The 21752-nt window shown below is 66.3% G+C and carries 29 protein-coding genes and 1 tRNA gene; 26 read left to right on the plus strand and 4 right to left on the minus strand.

Annotation, left to right across the window (positions count from 1 at the left end; genetic code table 11):
• Positions 1–28: 28 nt before the first annotated feature.
• The 3 genes from ACIPY8_RS04600 (at position 29) to rpoC (ending at position 8315) form a co-directional block, all read left to right on the plus strand.
• Positions 29–634, plus strand: a complete 606-nt coding sequence (locus ACIPY8_RS04600; RefSeq protein WP_400815454.1) for a hypothetical protein — start codon at positions 29–31, stop codon at positions 632–634.
• Between the two features lie 219 nt (positions 635–853).
• Positions 854–4354 (plus strand): DNA-directed RNA polymerase subunit beta, encoded by a 3501-nt coding sequence (locus ACIPY8_RS04605; protein ID WP_400815456.1) that lies wholly within the window; start codon positions 854–856, stop codon positions 4352–4354.
• Between the two features lie 85 nt (positions 4355–4439).
• Positions 4440–8315 carry a DNA-directed RNA polymerase subunit beta' gene (gene rpoC / locus ACIPY8_RS04610; RefSeq protein WP_400815458.1) on the plus strand — a complete coding sequence of 1292 codons (3876 nt, stop codon included), beginning with the start codon at positions 4440–4442 and terminating at the stop codon, positions 8313–8315.
• Between the two features lie 204 nt (positions 8316–8519).
• Here the strand turns inward: rpoC and ACIPY8_RS04615 are convergent, their stop codons facing one another.
• Positions 8520–9104 carry a hypothetical protein gene (locus ACIPY8_RS04615; RefSeq protein ID WP_400815461.1) on the minus strand — a complete coding sequence of 195 codons (585 nt, stop codon included), beginning with the start codon at positions 9102–9104 and terminating at the stop codon, positions 8520–8522.
• Between the two features lie 79 nt (positions 9105–9183).
• Here ACIPY8_RS04615 and ACIPY8_RS04620 point away from each other — a divergent pair, with 79 nt between their 5' ends.
• Both ACIPY8_RS04620 and ACIPY8_RS04625 read left to right on the plus strand, forming a co-directional pair.
• Positions 9184–10104 carry a carbohydrate kinase family protein gene (locus ACIPY8_RS04620; protein ID WP_400815463.1) on the plus strand — a complete coding sequence of 307 codons (921 nt, stop codon included), beginning with the start codon at positions 9184–9186 and terminating at the stop codon, positions 10102–10104.
• A gap of 86 nt (positions 10105–10190) precedes the next feature.
• Positions 10191–10275 (plus strand) — tRNA-Tyr (locus ACIPY8_RS04625).
• An 88-nt stretch (positions 10276–10363) separates the two neighbouring features.
• Here the strand turns inward: ACIPY8_RS04625 and ACIPY8_RS04630 are convergent.
• The 3 genes from ACIPY8_RS04630 to ACIPY8_RS04640 all read right to left on the minus strand — a co-directional run bounded on the left by ACIPY8_RS04630 (position 10364) and on the right by ACIPY8_RS04640 (position 12439).
• On the minus strand, positions 10364–11395 hold the full coding sequence (locus ACIPY8_RS04630; RefSeq protein ID WP_400815465.1) for a tyrosine-type recombinase/integrase: 1032 nt from the start codon (positions 11393–11395) through the stop codon (positions 10364–10366).
• Positions 11396–11501: 106 nt separating this feature from the next.
• Positions 11502–11960: an ImmA/IrrE family metallo-endopeptidase gene (locus ACIPY8_RS04635; protein ID WP_400815467.1), complete on the minus strand. Its 459-nt coding sequence runs from the start codon at positions 11958–11960 to the stop codon at positions 11502–11504.
• Positions 11957–12439: a helix-turn-helix domain-containing protein gene (locus ACIPY8_RS04640; protein ID WP_400815470.1), complete on the minus strand. Its 483-nt coding sequence runs from the start codon at positions 12437–12439 to the stop codon at positions 11957–11959. The genes ACIPY8_RS04635 and ACIPY8_RS04640 overlap by 4 nt, the downstream gene beginning before the upstream one ends.
• A gap of 115 nt (positions 12440–12554) precedes the next feature.
• On the opposite strand from ACIPY8_RS04640, the gene ACIPY8_RS04645 reads away from it, so the two are divergent.
• The 21 genes from ACIPY8_RS04645 to ACIPY8_RS04745 all read left to right on the plus strand — a co-directional run bounded on the left by ACIPY8_RS04645 (position 12555) and on the right by ACIPY8_RS04745 (position 21726).
• Complete coding sequence (locus tag ACIPY8_RS04645) at positions 12555–12800, plus strand: hypothetical protein (protein ID WP_400815471.1); 246 nt, start codon at positions 12555–12557, stop codon at positions 12798–12800.
• Entirely contained in the window at positions 12797–12997 is a 201-nt protein-coding gene (locus tag ACIPY8_RS04650) for a helix-turn-helix transcriptional regulator (RefSeq protein ID WP_400815474.1), read from the plus strand. The genes ACIPY8_RS04645 and ACIPY8_RS04650 overlap by 4 nt, the downstream gene beginning before the upstream one ends.
• Positions 12994–13170, plus strand: a complete 177-nt coding sequence (locus tag ACIPY8_RS04655; RefSeq protein ID WP_400815476.1) for a hypothetical protein — start codon at positions 12994–12996, stop codon at positions 13168–13170. Before ACIPY8_RS04650 ends, ACIPY8_RS04655 begins: the two co-directional genes overlap by 4 nt.
• Before the next feature lie 570 nt (positions 13171–13740).
• Positions 13741–14211 carry a hypothetical protein gene (locus tag ACIPY8_RS04660; RefSeq protein WP_400815479.1) on the plus strand — a complete coding sequence of 157 codons (471 nt, stop codon included), beginning with the start codon at positions 13741–13743 and terminating at the stop codon, positions 14209–14211.
• Positions 14212–14398: 187 nt separating this feature from the next.
• Complete coding sequence (locus ACIPY8_RS04665) at positions 14399–15205, plus strand: hypothetical protein (RefSeq protein WP_400815481.1); 807 nt, start codon at positions 14399–14401, stop codon at positions 15203–15205.
• A 157-nt stretch (positions 15206–15362) separates the two neighbouring features.
• Entirely contained in the window at positions 15363–15581 is a 219-nt protein-coding gene (locus ACIPY8_RS04670) for a hypothetical protein (protein ID WP_400815483.1), read from the plus strand.
• The gene (locus tag ACIPY8_RS04675; RefSeq protein WP_400815485.1) at positions 15578–15817 is read left to right on the plus strand and encodes a hypothetical protein; all 240 of its coding nucleotides are present in this window, start codon (positions 15578–15580) and stop codon (positions 15815–15817) included. Before ACIPY8_RS04670 ends, ACIPY8_RS04675 begins: the two co-directional genes overlap by 4 nt.
• 1 nt (position 15818) lies before the next feature.
• Positions 15819–16001 (plus strand): hypothetical protein, encoded by a 183-nt coding sequence (locus ACIPY8_RS04680; protein WP_400815487.1) that lies wholly within the window; start codon positions 15819–15821, stop codon positions 15999–16001.
• Positions 16002–16772: 771 nt separating this feature from the next.
• Positions 16773–17225, plus strand: coding sequence for a hypothetical protein (locus ACIPY8_RS04685; protein ID WP_400815489.1), 453 nt, complete (start codon positions 16773–16775; stop codon positions 17223–17225).
• A gap of 145 nt (positions 17226–17370) precedes the next feature.
• Positions 17371–17730: a hypothetical protein gene (locus ACIPY8_RS04690; protein WP_400815491.1), complete on the plus strand. Its 360-nt coding sequence runs from the start codon at positions 17371–17373 to the stop codon at positions 17728–17730.
• A 125-nt stretch (positions 17731–17855) separates the two neighbouring features.
• Positions 17856–17990 carry a hypothetical protein gene (locus ACIPY8_RS04695; protein WP_400815493.1) on the plus strand — a complete coding sequence of 45 codons (135 nt, stop codon included), beginning with the start codon at positions 17856–17858 and terminating at the stop codon, positions 17988–17990.
• Positions 17987–18133 carry a hypothetical protein gene (locus ACIPY8_RS04700; RefSeq protein ID WP_400815495.1) on the plus strand — a complete coding sequence of 49 codons (147 nt, stop codon included), beginning with the start codon at positions 17987–17989 and terminating at the stop codon, positions 18131–18133. The genes ACIPY8_RS04695 and ACIPY8_RS04700 overlap by 4 nt, the downstream gene beginning before the upstream one ends.
• Positions 18134–18180: 47 nt before the next feature.
• Positions 18181–18312, plus strand: a complete 132-nt coding sequence (locus ACIPY8_RS04705) for a hypothetical protein (RefSeq protein ID WP_400815498.1) — start codon at positions 18181–18183, stop codon at positions 18310–18312.
• Positions 18309–18668 (plus strand): hypothetical protein, encoded by a 360-nt coding sequence (locus ACIPY8_RS04710; protein WP_400815500.1) that lies wholly within the window; start codon positions 18309–18311, stop codon positions 18666–18668. The genes ACIPY8_RS04705 and ACIPY8_RS04710 overlap by 4 nt, the downstream gene beginning before the upstream one ends.
• 55 nt (positions 18669–18723) lie before the next feature.
• Positions 18724–19299: a hypothetical protein gene (locus ACIPY8_RS04715; protein WP_400815502.1), complete on the plus strand. Its 576-nt coding sequence runs from the start codon at positions 18724–18726 to the stop codon at positions 19297–19299.
• Positions 19296–19436: a hypothetical protein gene (locus tag ACIPY8_RS04720; RefSeq protein ID WP_400815504.1), complete on the plus strand. Its 141-nt coding sequence runs from the start codon at positions 19296–19298 to the stop codon at positions 19434–19436. The genes ACIPY8_RS04715 and ACIPY8_RS04720 overlap by 4 nt, the downstream gene beginning before the upstream one ends.
• A complete protein-coding gene (locus ACIPY8_RS04725; RefSeq protein WP_400815507.1) occupies positions 19436–19756 on the plus strand; it encodes a hypothetical protein in 321 nt (106 codons plus the stop codon). Before ACIPY8_RS04720 ends, ACIPY8_RS04725 begins: the two co-directional genes overlap by 1 nt.
• Entirely contained in the window at positions 19753–20652 is a 900-nt protein-coding gene (locus ACIPY8_RS04730; RefSeq protein WP_400815509.1) for a PD-(D/E)XK nuclease-like domain-containing protein, read from the plus strand. The genes ACIPY8_RS04725 and ACIPY8_RS04730 overlap by 4 nt, the downstream gene beginning before the upstream one ends.
• Positions 20649–21275 carry a helix-turn-helix domain-containing protein gene (locus ACIPY8_RS04735; protein WP_400815512.1) on the plus strand — a complete coding sequence of 209 codons (627 nt, stop codon included), beginning with the start codon at positions 20649–20651 and terminating at the stop codon, positions 21273–21275. The genes ACIPY8_RS04730 and ACIPY8_RS04735 overlap by 4 nt, the downstream gene beginning before the upstream one ends.
• On the plus strand, positions 21272–21433 hold the full coding sequence (locus ACIPY8_RS04740) for a hypothetical protein (protein WP_400815513.1): 162 nt from the start codon (positions 21272–21274) through the stop codon (positions 21431–21433). The genes ACIPY8_RS04735 and ACIPY8_RS04740 overlap by 4 nt, the downstream gene beginning before the upstream one ends.
• Positions 21430–21726, plus strand: coding sequence for an HNH endonuclease (locus tag ACIPY8_RS04745; RefSeq protein WP_400815516.1), 297 nt, complete (start codon positions 21430–21432; stop codon positions 21724–21726). Before ACIPY8_RS04740 ends, ACIPY8_RS04745 begins: the two co-directional genes overlap by 4 nt.
• Positions 21727–21752 lie beyond the last annotated feature (26 nt).

A 21752-nucleotide genomic window follows, 5' to 3' on the forward strand; every position in this document is an offset into this window, starting at 1 on the left:
GGCCGCGGCATGTCGATATGCTGTGGCCATGCGCACCCCTCTCCCCGCCCTCGCCGGCGTCGCCGTCGTCGCCTCGCTGCTCCTCGCCGGATGCTCGTCCGCGATCCCGGAGCCGTCGACCTCCTCGGAGTCCCAGGGCTCCGAGCCCTCGGACGCGCCGTCGACGGGTCTCGACGTCGAGCCCGCGGCCGGAGAGACCATCACGGGCAGCGGCTACACGTACGTCGCCCCCGAGGGATGGGGAGTCCCGACCGAGTCGGTTCCCGGCTTCAGCCCGGACACCCTGGTCGCGAACCTGCAGGACACCGACGGCTTCGCCGACAACCTCAACACCCTGAAGTCGCCCGCGGGCGTCGTGACCCCCGAGGTCGTGGAGAGCGCCGGCGTCGACGAGCTCGAGTCGGTCGGCGCCACGGACGTCACGGTGAACGACCGCGTCACGGTCGCCGGCTCCGAGTCGGCGCACCTGTCGGCCCAGCTGTCGAACAGCGGCACGACCTACGCGGTCGAGCAGTACTACGTGAGCGATGCCGAGCAGACGTTCGTCGTCACGTTCTCCTTCAGCGACACCGTGCCCGCCGACGAGCGCGTGCGCCTCGCGGAGTCCGTCCTGGTGACCTGGACCTGGGCCTGACGGCCCCGCGGCACTGCTCCCGGACGCTTTTACCGCAGCTTCCGGAATTGGTCAAGGATTGAGCTTGCCATGTCGCACAATCGCGTCTATAGTTGGTAGTTGCGCTCGCTTCTCCGTGCCCTCATATGGTGGTCGGCATCTCGTTGAGCATTCGGGCGCGCACTCCACCTGACGACAAAGGAATCGAGAAGCCCTGCGGGGCTCACGGAGGTTATTCCCTTGGCTGCTGCTCGCAACGCATCCACATCCACCACCACCAAGAACGGACGCGGAGCATCCCGCCTCTCGTTCGCCAAGATCTCCGACACGCTGACGGTCCCCGACCTTCTCGCCCTGCAGACCGAGTCCTTCGGTTGGCTCGTCGGCAACGACGCCTGGAAGGCGCGTGTCGAGGAGGCCAAGCAGGCCGGTCGCACCGACGTCAACGAGGTCTCCGGCCTCGGCGAGATCTTCGAGGAGATCTCCCCGATCGAGGACCTCGGCGAGACGATGCAGCTCTCGTTCACGAACCCCTACCTCGAGCCCGAGAAGTACTCGATCGAGGAGTGCAAGGAGCGCGGCAAGACGTACGCCGCCCCGCTGTACGTCGAGGCCGAGTTCATGAACCACCTCACGGGTGAGATCAAGACCCAGACGGTCTTCATGGGCGACTTCCCGCTCCAGACCGACAAGGGCACGTTCATCATCAACGGCTCCGAGCGCGTCGTCGTGTCGCAGCTCGTCCGCTCCCCGGGTGTCTACTTCGACAAGACCCCCGACAAGACGTCCGACAAGGACATCGTGTCGGCGCGCGTCATCCCGAGCCGCGGTGCCTGGCTCGAGTTCGAGATCGACAAGCGCGACCAGGTCGGCGTCCGCATCGACCGCAAGCGCAAGCAGTCGGTGACCGTGTTCCTCAAGGCCCTCGGCATGACCAGCGAGGAGATCCTCGCCGAGTTCGCCGGCTTCCCCTCGATCGAGGAGACGCTGGCGAAGGACACCATCGTCACCAAGGAAGACGCGCTCCGCGACATCTACCGCAAGCTCCGCCCGGGCGAGCAGGTGGCCGCCGAGGCCGCGCGCGCCCTCCTCGACAACTTCTACTTCAACCCGAAGCGCTACGACCTCGCGAAGGTCGGCCGGTACAAGATCAACCACAAGCTCGGTCTCGACTCGCCGCTGTCCGACTCGGTGCTCACCGTGGCCGACATCGTCGCCACGATCAAGTACCTGGTCCGCATCCACGCCGGTGTCGAGTCGTTCGACGGCATCCGCGGCGGCAAGCAGTCCGAGATCCGCATCGCGACCGACGACATCGACAACTTCGGCAACCGTCGCATCCGCGCGGTCGGCGAGCTGATCCAGAACCAGGTCCGCACCGGTCTGTCCCGCATGGAGCGCGTCGTCCGCGAGCGCATGACCACGCAGGACATCGAGGCGATCACGCCGCAGACCCTGATCAACGTGCGCCCCGTCGTCGCCGCGATCAAGGAGTTCTTCGGAACGTCGCAGCTGTCGCAGTTCATGGACCAGAACAACCCGCTCGCGGGTCTGACCAACAAGCGCCGCCTCTCGGCCCTCGGCCCGGGTGGTCTGAGCCGTGACCGCGCCGGCGTCGAGGTCCGTGACGTCCACCCCTCGCACTACGGCCGCATGTGCCCGATCGAGACGCCTGAAGGCCCGAACATCGGTCTGATCGGTGCTCTCGCGACGTTCGCGCGCATCAACTCGTTCGGTTTCATCGAGACCCCGTACCGCAAGGTCGAGGGTGGCGTCGTCACCGAGCACATCGACTACCTGACGGCATCCGAGGAGGTCGACTTCAACATCGCGCAGGCCAACGCGCCGCTCGATGCGAAGGGTCGCTTCAAGGAGAGCCACGTCCTCGCTCGCCCGAAGGGCGGAAGCGGTGAGGTGGACCTCTTCCTGCCGGAGGAGATCGGCTACATCGACGTCTCGCCGCGCCAGATGGTGTCCGTCGCGACCTCGCTCGTGCCGTTCCTCGAGCACGACGACGCGCAGCGCGCGCTCATGGGCGCCAACATGCAGCGTCAGGCCGTGCCGCTGCTCCGCAGCGACTCGCCGCTCGTCGGAACCGGTATGGAGGGCTACACCGCCATCGACGCAGGTGACGTGCTCACCGCCGAGAAGGCCGGTGTCGTGTCCGAGGTCTCCGCCGACCGCGTCATCGTCATGCTCGACGAGGGCGGGACGCAGGAGTACCACCTGCGCAAGTTCGACCGCTCGAACCAGGGCACGTCGTACAACCAGAAGGTCGTCGTCAGCGCCGGTGAGCGCGTCGAGGTCGGAGAGGTCATCGCCGATGGCCCCGCCACCGAGAACGGCGAGCTGGCACTCGGGAAGAACCTCCTCGTCGCGTTCATGACGTGGGAGGGCTACAACTTCGAGGACGCCATCATCCTCAGCCAGGACCTGGTGAAGGACGACACCCTCTCCTCGATCCACATCGAGGAGTACGAGGTCGACGCCCGCGACACGAAGCTCGGCAAGGAGGAGATCACGCGCGACCTCCCCAACGTCAGCCCCGAGCTCCTGAAGGACCTCGACGAGCGCGGCATCATCCGCATCGGCGCCGAGGTCCGCCCCGGCGACATCCTCGTCGGCAAGGTCACGCCGAAGGGCGAGACCGAGCTGTCGGCCGAGGAGCGTCTGCTCCGCGCGATCTTCAACGAGAAGAGCCGCGAGGTCCGCGACACGTCCCTGAAGGTGCCCCACGGCGAGCAGGGCACGATCATCGCGGTCAAGGAGTTCAACGCCGAGGACGGCGACGACGAGCTCGGCTCGGGCGTCAACCGCCGCGTCGTGGTCTACATCGCCCAGAAGCGCAAGATCACCGAGGGTGACAAGCTCGCCGGTCGTCACGGCAACAAGGGCGTCATCGCGAAGATCCTCCCGATCGAGGACATGCCGTTCCTCGCGGACGGCACCCCGGTCGACATCGTCCTGAACCCGCTGGGCATCCCCGGTCGAATGAACTTCGGCCAGGTGCTCGAGACCCACCTCGGGTGGATCGCGAAGCAGGGCTGGAAGGTCGAGGGCACTCCGGAGTGGGCTGCGAAGCTCCCGAAGGACGCGTTCGAGGCCGCCCCCGGCACGAAGGTCGCCACCCCGGTGTTCGACGGCGCGAGCGAGGAGGAGATCTCCGGTCTCCTCGACGCCACGACCCCGACCCGCGACGGCGTGCGCCTGATCGACTCCAGCGGCAAGACGCAGCTGTTCGACGGTCGTTCCGGCGAGCCGTTCCCGGCGCCGATCTCCGTGGGCTACATGTACATCCTGAAGCTCCACCACTTGGTCGATGACAAGATCCACGCGCGTTCGACGGGTCCGTACTCGATGATCACCCAGCAGCCGCTCGGTGGTAAGGCGCAGTTCGGTGGACAGCGCTTCGGTGAGATGGAGGTGTGGGCCCTCGAGGCCTACGGTGCGGCATACGCGCTCCAGGAGCTCCTCACGATCAAGTCCGACGACATCCTCGGCCGCGTCAAGGTGTACGAGGCCATCGTCAAGGGCGAGAACATCCAGGAGCCCGGCATCCCCGAGTCCTTCAAGGTGCTCATGAAGGAGATGCAGTCCCTCTGCCTGAACGTCGAGGTCCTCTCGGCCGACGGCACGGCTGTCAACCTGCGTGACACCGACGACGAGGCCTTCCGCGCAGCGGAAGAGCTCGGAATCAACATCTCCAGCCGCTTCGAGGCCGCCTCGATCGACGAGATCTAAACGCCTCGACGGGCTCAGCGCCGCACATCGCCGCTGAGCCCGCCGAAGCCCGATTTCTCAACAGAATTCCGACACAGGAGAACTAGTGCTCGAGTCCACAACTTTCGATGAGCTTCGCATCGGCCTGGCGACCGCAGACCACATCCGCGCGTGGTCCTACGGCGAGGTCAAGAAGCCCGAAACCATCAACTACCGCACCCTCAAGCCGGAGAAGGACGGTCTCTTCGGAGAGCAGATCTTTGGCCCGTCCCGCGACTGGGAGTGTGCCTGCGGCAAGTACAAGCGCGTCCGCTTCAAGGGCATCGTCTGCGAGCGCTGCGGCGTCGAGGTCACCAAGTCCTCGGTCCGTCGTGAGCGCATGGGTCACATCGAGCTCGCCGCTCCCGTCACCCACATCTGGTACTTCAAGGGTGTGCCCTCGCGTCTCGGCTACCTGCTCGACATGGCGCCGAAGGACCTCGAGAAGGTCATCTACTTCGCGGCCTACATGGTCATCTCGGTCGACGAGGATGCTCGTCACCGCGACCTCGGCACGCAGGAGAACAACATCCGTCTCGAGCTGAAGACGCTCGGCGACCGCCGCGACTCGAAGATCGCGGAGCGCCTGGCGAAGCTGGAGGAGGAGCTCGCCGCTCTCGAGGCCGAGGGTGCCAAGGCCGACGCCAAGAAGAAGGTCAAGGACGCCGCCGAGAAGGAGATGTCGCTCATCCGCAAGGGTGCCGACGAGGCGATCGCCAAGCTCGAGCGCGTGTGGGAGGACTTCCGCACGCTCGAGGTCGGCGCACTGCGTCCGGAGGACGACGTCTTCCACGAGCTGCAGGACCGCTTCGGTCAGTACTTCGAGGCCTACATGGGCGCCGAGTCGATCCAGCGTCGTCTGGCGTCGTTCGACCTGGCCGCCGAGGCCGAGAGCCTGCACCTGCAGATCTCGGAGGGCAAGGGCCAGCGCAAGATCCGTGCGATCAAGCGCCTCAAGGTCGTCAACTCGTTCCTGGAGACCGGCATGAGCCCGGCCGCCATGGTCCTCGACGTCGTCCCGGTGATCCCGCCGGAGCTCCGCCCGATGGTGCAGCTCGACGGTGGCCGCTTCGCGACCTCCGACCTCAACGACCTCTACCGTCGTGTGATCAACCGCAACAACCGTCTTCGTCGTCTGATCGACCTCGGCGCCCCCGAGATCATCGTCAACAATGAGAAGCGGATGCTGCAGGAGGCCGTCGACGCCCTGTTCGACAACGGCCGCCGCGGTCGTCCCGTCACGGGTACCGGCAACCGCGCCCTGAAGTCCCTCAGCGACATGCTGAAGGGAAAGCAGGGTCGTTTCCGCCAGAACCTGCTCGGCAAGCGCGTCGACTACTCGGGCCGTTCGGTCATCATCGTCGGACCGCAGCTCCAGCTGCACCAGTGCGGTCTGCCCAAGCAGATGGCGCTCGAGCTCTTCAAGCCGTTCGTGATCAAGCGCCTGATCGACCTCGGTCACTCGCAGAACATCAAGGCCGCGAAGCGGGCCGTCGAGCGCACGCGTCCCGAGGTCTGGGACGTGCTCGAGGAGATCATCCGCGAGCGTCCCGTGCTGCTGAACCGTGCGCCCACGCTGCACCGTCTCGGCATCCAGGCGTTCGAGCCCCAGCTCGTCGAGGGCAAGGCCATCCAGCTGCACCCGCTCGTCTGCGCGGCGTTCAACGCCGACTTCGACGGCGACCAGATGGCCGTGCACCTGCCGCTGTCGGTCGAGGCGCAGGCCGAGGCCCGCGTGCTGATGCTCGCCTCGAACAACATCCTCAAGCCGTCCGACGGCCGTCCGGTCACCCTGCCTTCGCAGGACATGATCATCGGTCTGCACCACCTGACCACGGTCAAGGAGGGTGCAGCCGGTGAGGGTCGCGCGTTCGGCTCGGTCGGCGAGGCGATCCTGGCGAAGGACGAGGGCACCCTCGACCTGCAGGCCAAGGTCCGCATCCGCATCCCGGGTCTCACGTTCCTCGAGGGCGAGGCCCCCGAGGGCTACGAGCGCCACGGCCTCGTCGACGCCTCGCTGGGTCAGGCGATCTTCAACGACACGCTGCCCAAGGGCTACCCGTTCGTCCGTGAGGTCGCCGACAAGGGCAAGCTGTCGCAGATCGTCAACAAGCTGGCCGAGGAGTACCCCAAGGTCGAGACGGCTGCGTCGCTGGACCGCATCAAGGACGCCGGTTTCTACTGGGCCACGCGCTCAGGTGTGACCGTCGCCCTGAGCGACATCCTCACCCCGCCGAACAAGGCGGAGATCGTCGCCGGCTACGAGAAGCAGGCCGCGAAGGTCCAGTCGCAGTACGAGAAGGGCCTCACGACCGACGCCGAGCGTCGTCAGGAGCTCATCAAGATCTGGACCGAGGCGACCGACGAGGTGCAGGCCGCGATGAAGGCGCACTTCCCGCAGGACAACACCATCAACCGCATGGTGTCCTCGGGCGCCCGTGGTAACTGGCTGCAGATCCGCAACATCGCGGGTATGCGAGGCCTGGTGAACAACCCCAAGGGTGAGATCATCCCGCGTCCGATCATCTCCTCGTACCGCGAGGGTCTGTCGGTGGCGGAGTACTTCATCGCCACGCACGGTACCCGTAAGGGTCTCGCCGACACCGCTCTGCGTACCGCCGACTCGGGTTACCTGACCCGTCGTCTGGTGGACGTCTCGCAGGACGTCATCATCCGCGAAGAGGACTGCGGCACGTCGAAGGGCCTCGAGCTCCCGATCGCCGCTCCGAACTCGCAGGGTGAGCTCGTGCGCGACGCGAACGTCGAGAACTCGGTGTTCGCTCGTACGCTGGCGTCCGACGTCGTCGACAGCAAGGGCGAGGTCCTCGCCGCTGCCGGTGACGACGTGGGCGACGTGCTCATCGACAAGCTGGTCGAGGCGGGTGTCGAGACCATCAAGGTGCGCTCGGTGCTGACCTGCGACTCCGCCGTCGGTGTCTGCGCGCAGTGCTACGGCCGTTCGCTGGCCACCGGCAAGACGGTGGACATCGGCGAGGCCGTCGGCATCATCGCCGCGCAGTCGATCGGTGAGCCCGGTACCCAGCTGACGATGCGTACGTTCCACACCGGTGGTTCGGCATCGGCGGATGACATCACCCAGGGTCTGCCCCGTGTCCAGGAGCTCTTCGAGGCTCGTACCCCCAAGGGTGCGTCGCCCATCGCGGAGGCCGACGGTCGCATCACGATCGATGAGACGGACAAGGCCAAGAAGGTCATCCTCACGCCCGACAACGGCGACGAGCCCGTCGTCTACCCGGTGCTGAAGCGTGCGACGCTTCTCGTCGAGGACGGCCAGCACGTCACCGTCGGTCAGCCCCTGCAGGTCGGCACGCTCGACCCCAAGGAGGTCATGCGCGTCATGGGTGCCCGCGAGGTGCAGCGTTACCTCGTCGGCGGCGTCCAGGGCGTCTACCGCTCGCAGGGTGTGCCGATCCACGACAAGCACATCGAGGTCATCGTCCGCCAGATGCTTCGCAAGGTCACCGTCGTCGACCACGCCGACACGACCCTGCTGCCGGGTGAGATGGTCGACCTCAAGCGCTACCAGTCGATCAACCGCGAGGCCGTGGCCGAGGGCAAGCGCCCCGCGTCGGGTCGTCCGGAGCTGATGGGTATCACGAAGGCGTCGCTCGCGACGGAGTCGTGGCTGTCGGCCGCTTCCTTCCAGGAGACGACCCGCGTGCTCACGCAGGCCGCCATGGAGGGCAAGCGCGACCCGCTGGTCGGTCTCAAGGAGAACGTCATCATCGGAAAGCTCATCCCCGCGGGGACCGGGCTCTCGAAGTACCGCGACGTCACGGTCGAGGCCACCGAGGAGGCCAAGAGCGAGCGCTACCCGAACCGGATCTTCGCATCCGACGGGGCGTACGCCGACGGCGACTTCGGCTACGTCGACTTCGACGCGTTCTCGACGGACGACATCACGCCTGGCACGTACAACTGATCACGTGCTGAGTGAGTAAGAAGGCCCCGGGCATCAGCCCGGGGCCTTCTTCGTGTGCGAGGCGCGTGTACGGCGTGCGAGGCTTGCGTGAGCACAGCTTCGGAGGCGAACGGCGACACGCCGGCGGATCGGATGCCCGGGGCGGCGCGTCGCGCGCGGCATCCGCAGTTGTGCCCGGGTGGGCGGTGTCCGGGCCGGACGGGGTCAGTCGAACAGGTGCGCGACGATGCTCGCGGTGTAGCCCGTGGGCGCGAGGTTCGAGTAGCGCGTGTCGATGAGCACGTCGTCGCGCCAGAAGAGGGTGCGGCCGTCGGTGACGGGGTACTGCGGATTCGGGAACGTCTTCTCGCACCGCGTGCCGCCGTCGGGGGTGAAGCAGGTGAAGCCCTCGTTCGTGACTAGAGCGTTGAGCATGTCGAGGGCCGGTCCGCGGTCCTCGTGCGAGATCGTGGTGACGAGGTTGGTCGTGTCGGCGCGCGGATCGCCCCAGATGCAGGTGAGCGTGCCGTCGTCGCCCACGCCGGACGGCCCGAAGGCCGCGTCGTTGAGCGGGATGCCGTCGAGCTGGGCGAGGACGTCGTCGGAGAGGATCGCGCGACAGTCCGTCGGCAGCGCGGTCTGCGCGGACGTCGGGCTCGGCGTGGGGGAGGGCGTCGCCTCCGAGGGGGAGGTCGCCGACGGATCGGGGGACGTGCGGGGCTCGCCGGTCTCGGATGAGCCCTGCCCGCAGCCGGCGAGCACGGCGACCAGCAGGAGGGCCGCAGCTCCGGCGGCGAGACGACCGTTCATGGCCCCACCGTACAGGCCGAGTCCGCTGCGAGGCGTCATTCGCCGCGGGGAGATGCCGAGGACCGGTACTCTCGGCTGAATGAGCACTGATTCCCCCGCAGCGGTCGTCATCGGCGATGCCCTGATCGACGAGATCCGTGATGCTGCCGGCGTCCGGGAACTCGTCGGCGGCGCGGCCCTCAACGTCGCGGTCGGTCTGCGCCGCCTGGGCGTCGACACCGCGCTCATCGCGATGGTCGGCGACGACGAGGCGGGCGATCACATCCGGGAGTACCTCGTCGACCATGGGGTGCGTCTGATCGAGACCCCGGCTCCACGCGGGTCGTCACGCGCCATCGTGCAGCGCGGAGCCGACGGCGAACCCGTGTACCTCTTCAACGAGGCGGCGCAACGGCGCAGCATCCGGTACTCCGACGAGGCGCGTACGGCGATCGCACAGGCGTCGCTCGTCGCCATCAGCTGCTTCCCGTTCGACGTGCCGGCGGAGGTCGACGCCCTCGCCGTCGCCGTGAGGGGAGCGCGCCTGGCGATCGACCCCAACCCCCGCTCCGGAATGCTCGGCGACCGGACGGAGTTCGTCCGAGGCTTCGAACGTCTCGCCGCCGACACCGCCATCGTGAAGGTCGGCGCCGACGACGCGGCCCTGCTCTACGACGGAGACCTCGACGCCCTGCGCACACGCCTGCGCGGTCTGGGGGTACGCGCCGTGCTGGCCACTGCCGGGCCGGACGGCGCGATCCTCGAGACGGACGACGGCACCGTGCGCGCACCCATCTCGACGCTGCCCGGTCGGATCGTCGACACCGTCGGCGCCGGCGATGCGACTCTCGCCGCCGTGTCGGCCGCACTCGTCGACGGGACGCCCGACGCCGCACACGGCTGGCAGGAGCTGCTGGATCGGGCGATGGACGTGGCCGCCGCGACCGTGCGTGCCGAGGGGGGACTGCTGCGGACGCCGGAGTCGCTGCGGGAGTCCGAGAAGGGCGTGCACGGCAGCTGAGGCCTCGATTTCTCCGGCCCGCCGCATGCGGGTATGATTATGACTCGTGCCCCCGGTTGGCTGAAGAAGTCGGACGGGCGCGCATTGGCGAGTTACCCAAGCGGCCAAAGGGATCTGACTGTAAATCAGACTGCACTGCATTCGGGGGTTCGAATCCCTCACTCGCCACCACCGGATCAGCCGCATCAGGTCAACGAACAGCGCCCCACCCGTCCTCGGACAGGCGGGGCGCTTTTTTGCGTCCGTGGCCGTTTAGTGGCTACTTACTCACCAGCTTCTGCACGGCACTCGCCGACGCCGGTCCGCGCGATGCCCGCTCGACGTAGTTCTTGAGGTTCCCGAACCCGGTGTGACCGAGCTGATCCCGCGCCGCCTCGGCGCCCATTTCTTCGGACAGCAGCGTCGCGACCGCCTTTCGAAACGCACCCGGCGTCACACGCGCGTACGCGCTGCCGTCGAGCGCCGCGCGCCAGTCGCGTCGAAGGTTGTCAGGCCACCGCGGCGTCCCCACGGCGGAGGGAAAGACGAGATCGCTGTAGGCCGTCTTCGCACGCTCCGTGAGCATCGGGATCACGAACGGCGGGAGTTCGAGCTCGCGGTGAGACTTGTCGGTCTTCATCCGGGTCTGGATAACGAGCTTCCCGTCCAACCCGCGCACGACAGTCCCGTTCAGGGTCACCGTCGGCGGCTCGGTAGCGAAGCTGAAATCTGGCCAGCGGAGTGCGAGCACCTCGGAGGTGCGGGCGCCGGTGGCGGCGTACATGTCCATCGTGTCGCGCACGCTCCCGTTCCGCGGACGCTTGTACTTGTCGACGCCGGAGTCCCAAGCCTCAAGCAGATCCCTGATCGTCGCAATGTCGTCCGCACGGAGCGCCTTCACGTTCGGCGCCCTCGGCGTGACCGCCTTTGTCTCCTCGACAGGGTTCGATGTCAGCGCCCCCGCGTACACCGCGTGCGCCATCATGTGCTTCAACACAATGCGCGCCGTGCGCGCCGCACCTGGCGTCTTCTGAGCGACCGCCTGAATGTAGCGGTGCAGCTTCGCCGGCGTCGCCTCGACGATGCGTACCCCCGAGAGCCCGCGGAGGATGGTCGTCAGCGCGTCCTGGTAGGTGCGCTTCGTGCCGTCTGAGAGCTTCTCGTCGACGAGCATCTCCGACTTCCAGGCCGCAGCGAGTTCGGCGAGCGTCGAGTCCCTGGTGATGACGTCGCCCGCGGGCGCGAGGCGATCACGGAGAGCTTCCTTCAAGGCGTTCTCCGCGGCCGCCGGCGTCTTCCCTGTGCGCAGCATCTTGCGTGTGATGCCGTCGCTGTCGCGGTAGTACGCGCGCGCGGCGGGCTTCCCGTTGTGAGTCGTCCGGTTGATCTTCCCGTACGTCTCGAGCGGCAGAGGAGGCCTAGGCATTTGGCACGTCGACTTTCTGGTGCCACTGTCCGGCGCCCATCTTCGGGGCAACGTAGACGGTGTCACCGACTCGTAGAAGCACTCGCTGATACGCGATCAGGATGTCCTCAATGACGTCGAGCGTCTGGCACATCAGGGTCACGTTCCCGTCGTGCATCCGCTCAGCATCGCGATAGGCGTCGCGATCGATCAGGCGAAGAGCTGCCCATTCGTCAGCGCGACGCTCTTGCTTCGCATTGACCGGTCCGAACTTCGACGGGCGGTCTCCGAAGATCGCATGACAAAGCTCGTGCGCCAGAGTGCACTGCAGGAGTCGACGAGACATTCCGCGCTGTAGGCGCATCACCTTCGTGATCGGGTTGTAGTCGCCGTCGCGGTCAAGGTGCGCGAGATCGGCGTACTCGATGCGTACGCCCAGCGCATCCGCCATATCGAACAGCTTCTCAATCACGTCAGATCCTCTCCCCTGTCCTTCGAGCGCGGACGCGCCACCAGCGCCCACTGAGACGCATTCTCGTCGAGAGCGGGGACATCTGGCTCCTCTGCAACGTTTAGACGTCGCGCGAGCTCGCCGAGCAGGTCAGCCGAAGAGACCGAACTCAGGTCCACCTTCTGATCGAGTTCGCGCAGACGGCGCATCCGGACTTCATACTCTGCGACCAGCGCCTCGCGATCTGCGACCAGAGACTCCACGGTCGGGGAGTAGCCGGCCGCAGTCAACGCCGACTCCTGAGTGACACCAAGAGTGTTCGCAGCCACAATCGCGAGACGGTGGCTAGGGCGCTCGTTGCCGTTTACCCATTTGCTCGCACGGTCACGCTTGATGAGCCCATTGGACTCACGCACGAGATCTGCCTGACGCCAACCTCGCTCATCGAGCATCTGGTGAAGCCACTCGCCCCACTGGGCAGCCTGATCCGTCTCGGTCATTCCTTCATTGTTGCGTGCGCGCAACGAAAAGTCAACAAAGTCTCTGTTGCGCGCACCAGACATCGTGTGTATCGTGAACGCAACACCTCAAACCAAACCCCATGAAGGAGGCGCAATGTTGCGAATCGAGCCACAGGTGCTCAGCCAGATCGCGGCTGAGCGGGGATGGATGCACACGTCGGGGCGCCTCGCAGGAACGCTCAACGCCACCGCCATGGCCCAGCAGCTCAAGGTCTCAGTGTCCACCGTCACGCGCGCCTACGACACAGGTGCCGTCGGCGTGACGCTGCTCAGCAAGCTCAAGCTCTGCAGCGGCTGGTCCCTGGACGACATCGTCACGGTGAGCGAGGACGCGGCATGAGCTCCCCAGTCCTCAACACCAAGGCCGCCGCCGCTTACTGCGGGCTTGCGAGCGCTCAGTCGCTCTACAACCTCATCAGCCAGGGCAACGGACCGAAGTACTTCAAGCAGGGACGCCGCAACGCGTTCTTCGAAGCAGATCTGGACGAGTGGAACAAGGAACGTCTCACTCCAGTGAACAGGGTTGTCGCATCATGACCGACACTCTGCCTCTCTGGTTCTGGCTCCCGCCGGCGATCGTCGGCTGGGTCGCGATCCTCATCCCCGTCTTCCGGTTCTTCCTCTGGGCTTTCGGAGCAGACAACCCCGACCCCGACGATCGGACACCGCTGGACGAACTCGAGATGACGGGTTCCTACACGCACGGCTGATCCCCGATAACCGATCCGGCTCTACTCCCGTCGCTGGGGGTAGCGCTACTCGGCGTACCCGGAAACGGGTGCGCGGTACACAACTTCATCCCCGCATATCCCGGTCGACCACCGGCAGAAATGAGCGGGGCGAACTCAATAGAGACGAATCCCAGCAGGGTTCTGTTCGCGGTGACGTGGTGGTTCACGTGTACCGATCGCAGTGGCTGGGGGAGACCGCGAAGGCGAGGAGCCGAGAAGCGGATCGAAGGGAAGACACACCCATGTGGGTGTGCACAACATCCTCGGGAGCTACGGGGGCAGGCATTCCTCATCACGGAAGTGGTGCCTGTCGCTACACGACGACGAGGCGCATAGAGGTGCGCCGACGACTCGTTAGGAACGGACCGAGAAGCGCAGAGCCGTCAGGGGTTGCCCGGGTTCGAATCCCGGCTGCGCGCCAGGGTCACGCCATCTCTCGTTCGAGAACCACAACTCCACCGCGTGACCTCACGGCTCTCCGCCGCCACAGTGTCGGCGACCACCCAACCAACACACGCGGCGGGGAACCTCTTGGAAAGGAGCGCCACCATGGAGCAGGACAGCATTGGCTCGATCATCCGGGCCGTCATCGAAGAGACGCCGGCTGAGTTCCAGTCGGACGATATCGCGGCGAAGGTAATCGAACGCATCCCGGCGGACATGTACGCCACCTACCTGCACGAGCTGATCTCGTCCAGGGTCGCTTCCGAGGCTGGGTACCTCCGATCGAAGGTGACACCGTCCGCGAAGAACCTGTCGACGAAGCAGCGCCTCATCCGGGATGAGTACTGGCCGAGATTCCTGGCCCAGAAAATCGCGCTCCCGACCGGTTACAAGGCGCTCGCGGATGCGACGACAGACGATCTGATCTTCATCGCGAGGATACGCCGCTCGCAGGCCAACGACCTGCTGGGCAAGGCTCAGCAGTTCGAAGCACTCGCGGAACTCATGAGGAAATCCGGAGCGCGAACGCTCGGACGCCTCGACCCGCACATTGGCGAGAAAGCCATCGCCGCCTGACGAGCCACCCCGCCGCCATTGTCCCAGCGAAACCCATTCATGGGTCGCGGCGGGGAACCTCTTGCCCGCCGCCAGCACGTGATCGACCCCCATTCGGCTCGCGCGGCGGGCACTTACACCCTCGGTGCCATATCCCTGCCTGACCCCAAATCTCGCACGCACCGATCCTCTTGGAAGGACTCGTTTCATGACGATCATCGACCACCCCGCCGCCATGCCAGAGCCGCATAACCAGTTGGAAAGCGCGACGGGGCACCTTCTCTACTCCGGGTACCTCTGCCTCCTCAGCGACTCTCTCGACGACATCGAGTCGCTGAGGATTGCGACGGAGAACCGGGTACGCGCGCTCACCCGCAACGAAGCGGACCGTGACGGTGAGATCCGTGGGCTCGGACTTGACGCCCGGTCCCCGGAGGTCGCGACGGCTATGGCGATGCTCGACACGATGAAGTCGCTCGAGCACGAGGCCACGAAGGCTTTGCAGCGGGAGGTTCGCAAGTCTCCGCTCTACGGATGGGTGAAGCGCTCGCGTGGCATTGGTGAGAAGCAGGCGGCACGCCTTCTCGCGGTCATCGGAAATCCGTACTGGAACGACCTGCACGATCGACCCCGCACCGTCTCGGAACTGTGGGCGTACGCCGGCTACTCGGTGATCGGTGGGACAGCGCAGCGCCGCCACAAGGGCGTGAAGTCGAACTGGAACGACAAGGCGAAGTCGCGAGCGTTCCTCATGGCCCAGTCCTGCGTGAAGGCTGTCGGCGGTCACTACCGCGAGGTTTACGACGCCGCCCGGGAACAGTATGTCGACGCGGTTCACCCAGTCGACTGCGTTCGTTGCGGCCCCGCGGGTAAGCCCGCGCTCGCTGGAACGCCTTTGTCTGCCGGGCACCAGCACGCACGAGCCCTGCGACGCGTGTCGAAAGAGATCCTGCGAGACCTGTGGATCGAGGCGCGCGCCGTGCACGCTGGCGAGCTGCTCACCGCGGCGGCGTGACGCACATCTGGTACTGGACAGTCGCGGGTGACTCATCGAAGGGAAGCCCACAGATTTCCGAACGGCGACGAGATATCGCCGGCGCCCGAACCAGGCAGTACACCGTGGGCCAGTCCACGGCGGGCACTCCACCACCAAAACAACACGAGGAGATCCCATGTCCACTGCAGCACGCAAGGCCCGCAAGCGCGCGGGCATCAAGTTCGAGCCGAAGCCGCCGAAGGTCGGTACGCCCGTCGCCGAGCGCTCTTTCGTCACCGCTCCGGTGCGCCGCGCGGCCGGCGACGCGATCCCCGCCGGGTTCAAGTCGCTCCTCGCGCCTCGCTCCCCGAAGCGCGTCGAGAAGTTCATCAAGTCGGGAGGGATCGCACGATGACCGAAGCGATCGTCTGGGGCGTCATCTGGCTCATCGTCACGTTCGGCCTCACCTGGCTCATCTACGCGCTGTTCGCGCTCGGCCTCGGCGCTCTCGCCATCGCAACCGAGAAGCTCTGGATCGCTCCCCTCGGCGCAGTCGTCGGCTTCCTCGCCGCGGCCGCGTGGTTCGTGTTCGGTGCGGTGCAGGTGGTCCTTCAGATCATCAGCATCGTTCAGATCGCGACGGGAGGCTGACATGCTCCTCCTGCAGATCGTGCTCTGGGTCTCGGCCGCATGGCTGACGTTCGGCGCTCTCGCTCTCGTGAGTCAGATCGGCAAACCGCGCACGCCGCCCACACCCGGCGTCGCGATCTTCACGCTCATCGTGACCGCGATCATCGTGACTGCCATCGTCATCGCGGCAGTCCAACTTCAGTAGGACACGGCCCGTGCGTGCGCTCGCAGATCGGCGCACGGGCACTTAGAGAGAGGCGATCGTATGCGGTTCAGAGATCTCGACCACGACCGGTTCCGGGTCGAAGCGGAGAGCGGGATGAGCGATCGACAACTCGCAGAGCTCTACGACGTCTCTTCTCGCACTATCTCTCGATGGCGGGACGAGCTCAACATCGAGTCTCACTACAAGCCAGCTCTCGCGCCGTGCGGAACGCATTCCGCGTACCTGCGTGGCTGCCGGTGCGTCGACTGCACCCGAGCGAATCGAGAGAGTCACGCCACTGCCGTCCAGCGGATGCGCGAGACCGGGCTCGCGCCTGATGACACGCGTCACGGGACGTATAGCGCTTACAGCCAGTGGGCGTGCCGCTGCGACGCGTGTTGCGCCGCTGGCGCGTCAAAGAACCTCGTCTACTACGAGGCGAATCGTGGACCGATCATCGAGCCGCGTTGGACGTCCGAAGAGGACGCGATCCTGCGAACAAGCTCACCGGCCGAAGCGGCGCGACTGACTGGTCGCACCGCCAGCGCCGTCTACGCGCGTCGGTACCGGCTCGCGGTCACGTCCCGATCCTGATACCTCCCGCATCTGGGGATGTGGGAACCGTGGCGGCATGGGGATGCCGCCACATCGACATCTGGGGTGTCGAACCGGCTCTGCGGAGCCACCGAGTGCGCGCACTCAACCGAAGGGGAGTCAGGCCCGGGCGAGGTGAAACCGCCCGGGCCTTTCCCATCCATCGAGAGGAAACACATGAACTACCCGTCGAAGGCCATCGCAGACCTCATGAAGTGGGCGTCTCGGCACGGATGCATCTACCGCGGCATCGCAGCATCCGGTCACGCGAAGATCGAGCTCCCGAACGGGGAGGTGTACACGACGTCGGCGTCGCCCGCAGACACGAACACCCGGAAGGCGAAGCACGACCTCGCGAGGATGCTCGGCGTCAAGCTCGAGCGTCCTGCCGCCGGTCGATACCGTCACCAGCCCACGGGCGGCCGGCACGTCCCCGCCGAAGTGCGAGTCGACTCGGTCTCCGCGAAGTACGCCCGCCTCGAGGCTCGTCACCGCACGCTGTGCGACGAGATCCGAGACGCGAAGTCGTCCGGATACCCCGCGCGAGGTGCTCTCGACGAGATCGCGACCGTCGAAGCGGACATCGTCAAGCTCGGCCGCCGTCCCCCGCTCAGGTCGTTCCGATCGTGAGTCGACGGGTCAACCCCCACGCCACGAGCCCCTGCCCGGCATGCCGCGGGTGGGGGTTCTACTCCATCTCGAAAGACCCCGACCGCGAAGCCACGTGCCTCGACTGCCGCGGCACCGGCGAACAGCAAGCCGAAGGAGAGAAGCCATGAAGTTCGAAGCACTCGCCCACGCAGGCGATCCCGACGTGTCGCACACCGCGGCGATCAGCCTGTCGGGCACGAACACCGAGAAGATCATGCACGTCGTCGTCGACCTGCTTATCGAGCTCGGGCCGCAGACGCCCGCCGAGCTCGAGCACGTCTACCGGTCGCGCGCCGCGGTGCAGGGCTGGCCGTTGGTCGCGTTCTACAGCATCCACAAGCGGGTGTCGCAGATGAAGAAGCACATCGGCGTGCTGAAAGGCACGGGCATCCGGTGGGGCGGCGCCGAGCGCGTCGACCTCGCGACCGAGGAGTTGCAGGCCCACGCGCAGATCACGGCGCACATGCAGGGCGGCGGGGAGTGAGTCCGCCGCGGAAGCCCGCCGCGCACCGGTTCCGTGAGCGTCCGGTTCGCATCGGATCGGTGGGGGAGCGGTCAGCCTCCCAACCCGTTGTGGGGGACCGCCTCCGCGCCGTCGTCTCGCGCGACATGTCAGTGACGCTCCAGCATCCGGAGCGCATCACACGCATCGGGCACGGCAACGACGTCACCACCTACCTGCTCGCCAGCGAGCTCATCATCACCGTGCCCACCGGCGCGCACATCACCTGGGAAGAACAATGACACCTCTCGACTTCATCCTCTGGGCCATCGCCGCGGTCATCGCCGTGGCCGCCGTCCTCGCCGTCTCGATCGGCATTTACCTCATCGTCACCGTCATCCGGAGGACGGTCGGGAAGGGCAATCGTTCCGGGGGTGCGTCGTGATCGACGACGTCACCGAGCCGCCTGCTCCTCCCGTCTCCGCTCGTTCCGTGCCGGCAGACTCGACGGATCTGACAGTCGCACCGGAACCCCGATCGCACCTGATCGCGAACTTCGCCGTCTTCGTGCCCTTCGCGGCCCTCGCAATGCTCGCGACCTACCTCCTGGCGGGCGCGCCGTGACCGGCCGACGGATCAGTACGAAGACTGAGCGGCAGGAATTGCTCACCGCGCTAACCGATTCTGAGGTGCGCGCGGTTCGCGACGACCGGCTCAAGATCACCGACGACCTGTACAGGGTGCTCGAGTCGCATCTCGATCCGCTCGCGCTGCGCACGGCGCTGTTCGCACACATGACCCTCATCACGACCGAAGCGGTCGACGAGACCGTCGAGCGCCAACGCGCGCAGATGCAGGCCGTCGCCGACCGCGTGGAACGTGACGAGCACGCCGCACTCACCCGAGAGGAGGCCGACAGATGGTCCGCGTTCCAGACGCCCCATGCACCCTCTGCCACGGCGCAGACATCGTCAACCTGACCTCGAACCCGACGGTGTCGATGGTCTGCCCCCACATCTACTGGAAGGAAGCATCATGACCGTCACGGGGCCATTCCGAACCTCCGAGGGATACAGCATCTCTCGAGCCGACAACGGTGAGGTCATCATCCGCGGCAAGGGCGGGACCAAGATCACCGGCGGAGGGATGGTCGGCCAGGCGCTCGGCGAGTACGTCGACAACCTCGTCGCGCAGAACGATGCAGCGCTCGGGCGGTGGCGGTATCCGATGGACCCCCAGTACGTCGTCTACGCCTACGGGCGCGACGTCATCAACGTCATGAGCGAGCGGAACGGATCATCGACCACGCACCGCCGCGAGGACGTGGAAGCATGCCTCGAGCATCCGCAGGTGGCGGACTCCGAGATCGTCGCGCGCGCCTACTTCGAAGTTCATCCGGAGCGGAAGCCCTGGCGCGACGCGCAGCCTGGGGAACTCTGGGACGTGGTCTCCGAGGGCAAGGAACGGCGATACGCCGCGATCATGGGTGCCTCGGGCGAGGGGGAAGTCGTCTTCCTTCTACCGGTCAACGATCTCAGAGCTCCGAAGCTCGGCCTGAACGCATCCGTCATCACCGGCGGTCGCAAGGTCTTCCCGCAGGACGCGTCGTGAACGGCTATTGCGGGTTCGCCGACAAGGCCGCCTGCACGCTCGGCGACACCGGCGGAGATCCGGTCGTCATCACCGTGCTCGTCATCATCGCCGTCGGTCTCCTGGTCGGCGGCATCATCGCGAAAGTGAGGGGCTGATGCCCGAACGAATCGACCACGTCGCCGAAGCTCGCAGACTGCAGGAGACGGCACGCGGGATCGTCACCGACAACCCGACCGCGTTCGCCCCGTACATGGCCGCGGTGATCCTGCTCGACGAAGCGAGGCTTGAGGCGCAGCTCGCGCTCGTCGAGCAGCAGCGCATCGCGAATGTGCTCGCCCTACTCCGCATCGAATCGGAGAACCGGATCACGCCGACGGACGCTCTCGACTCGATCTACGAGATCGAAGCACCGGAGTGGGGAGAGAAGAAGCTCTCGACCAGGGACGAGATCAAGGAAGCGCTGGGACTCACGTGACTGACGTCGCTTACGACGGAATCGTCTATGACCTCGACGAACCGCTGTACCACTCGCTCCCCGGACTGAGCTCGACCGGGGCGAAGAAGATCCTCCGGTCGCCCGCGCACTTCCACCACTACATCTCCCAGCCGCAGGAACCCAAGCCCGAATTCGACCAGGGGTCGGCGGTGCACACGAAGGTACTCGGCGTCGGCGCTGACATCGCAATCTATCCCGACGGGACGGGCGACGAGGTGTTCGAGTTCGAGGGGAAGGAGCTCGACAACGTGCTCGCGTCGAATGGCGCGGTCAGCACGAAAGCGGCGAAGGCGTTCGAGGTCGAGAAGCGCGCCGAGGGGTTGATCCCCGTGAAGAGGGAGAAGGGCCGGGTCGTGAACCTCATGGCCGAGTCGGTGCTCGCCGACCCGACCGCACGTCGACTGCTCGAGTCCGGCGCCCCCGAGGTGTCGATGTTCGCGACCGACCCCGCCACAGGGGTCTACGAGCGCGGCCGGCTGGACTGGCTCGGGCGGATGGCCCTCGACCTCAAGACGACATCCGACGACGCGTCCGAGGAAGCGTTCGCCAAGACCGTCTTCCGCCTCGGGTATGACGTGCAGCTCGCGCACTACGAGCACATCTACCACCTCATCACCGGCGAGACGATCCCGTACCTGTGGGTCGTCGTCGAGTCCAACGCCCCCTACCTGACCGGCGTTCATCGGCTCGGGGAGGACGAGCTGCTCATGGCTCGTCGCCGGGCGAAGGAAGCCCGGGAGCGGTACGCGCGCGGCATCGAGTCCGGGGAGTGGCCCGGATACAAGACACGCTCCGGCGGGCCGATCGGAATCCTCCGCGCCCCGGTCTGGAACGTCAACCAGTACATCGACGAGTTCGAAGGAGCACATGCATGACCACCGACACCAATCTGCCCGAGATCGAGTTCCCGGCCGACGAGCGGAAGTCGCGAATCAACCGGCCGCCGCGCTCGGAGGCGCCTGACGATGTCGCCACCGCTGGGGACAGGATCGCGGCGTTCTGGGAGAAGTACCCGAACGGGAGCATCCTTCCCGAGATCGACAGAGTCATCGTCGACAACGGTGAGGCGATCCCGTACAACGTCTACACGGTGCGTGCGTTCATCCGGAAAGACGCGCAGTCGGAACAGCCCGACTCCGTCGCTCACGCGACCCGCGGCGAGAACGACGAAGACGAGATCACCCGCCAGTTCCCGCAGGAAACTGCAGAGACGTCCGCGATCTCGCGTGCGCTTCGCAACCTCGGCATCCTCCCGAACGGGAATCAGCCCGAACCGCCGGCCCCGGAGAGGTCGTACGACACCCGGTCGCAGCATCCGCTCGCGATCGCCCGAAAGGCCGCGAACATGAGCCAGCGCGATCTCGGGAAGGCCATGGGCGAACGCGGCCACGAGTGGTCGCAAGGTGTCGTCTCGAAGGTCGAGAACGGGCACCGAGAGCTGCGGAACGAAGAGATCACCGCGCTCACCGAGCTCGTCGGATACAGGGGCGACTCGTGAAGCCGTCCGTCTTCCGAGGCTCCGTCACCGGCCGCTGGTGGGTCGAGACTCGCCGACTGAGCGGCGTCGTCCTGCCGGGCACGAGCGAGAGCGGGTATGCGACGTGGCGTGAAGCCTACGACGCCGCCGGTCTGGTCATCGCGTCCGATCCGGCATGAGCGCGATCCCACCGAAGGTGCGCGCCGCCGTGCACGAGCGCGCCGCCGGCAGGTGCGAGGGGTGCGGCAAGGCCGCACCCCTCGAGCTACATCACCGGAAGTACCGGTCCCGTGGCGGAAAGCACACAGCGGCGAACATCGTCGCGCTGTGCGGGTGGGGGAACCACACCGGGTGCCACGGTCTCGCCCACGGACCGAACCCACCGCAGGGATGGTCGCTCTCATCAGGACTGAGCGACCCCACCAAGGAGATGTTCCTCCACCACTGGGGACTCATCTTCCTCGAAGACTGACCGGGGATGCCCCGGAGAAGGGCATC

It is taken from the genome of Microbacterium sp. NPDC089696, assembly GCF_044749125.1.
Taxonomy (GTDB): Bacteria; Actinomycetota; Actinomycetes; order Actinomycetales; family Microbacteriaceae; genus Microbacterium.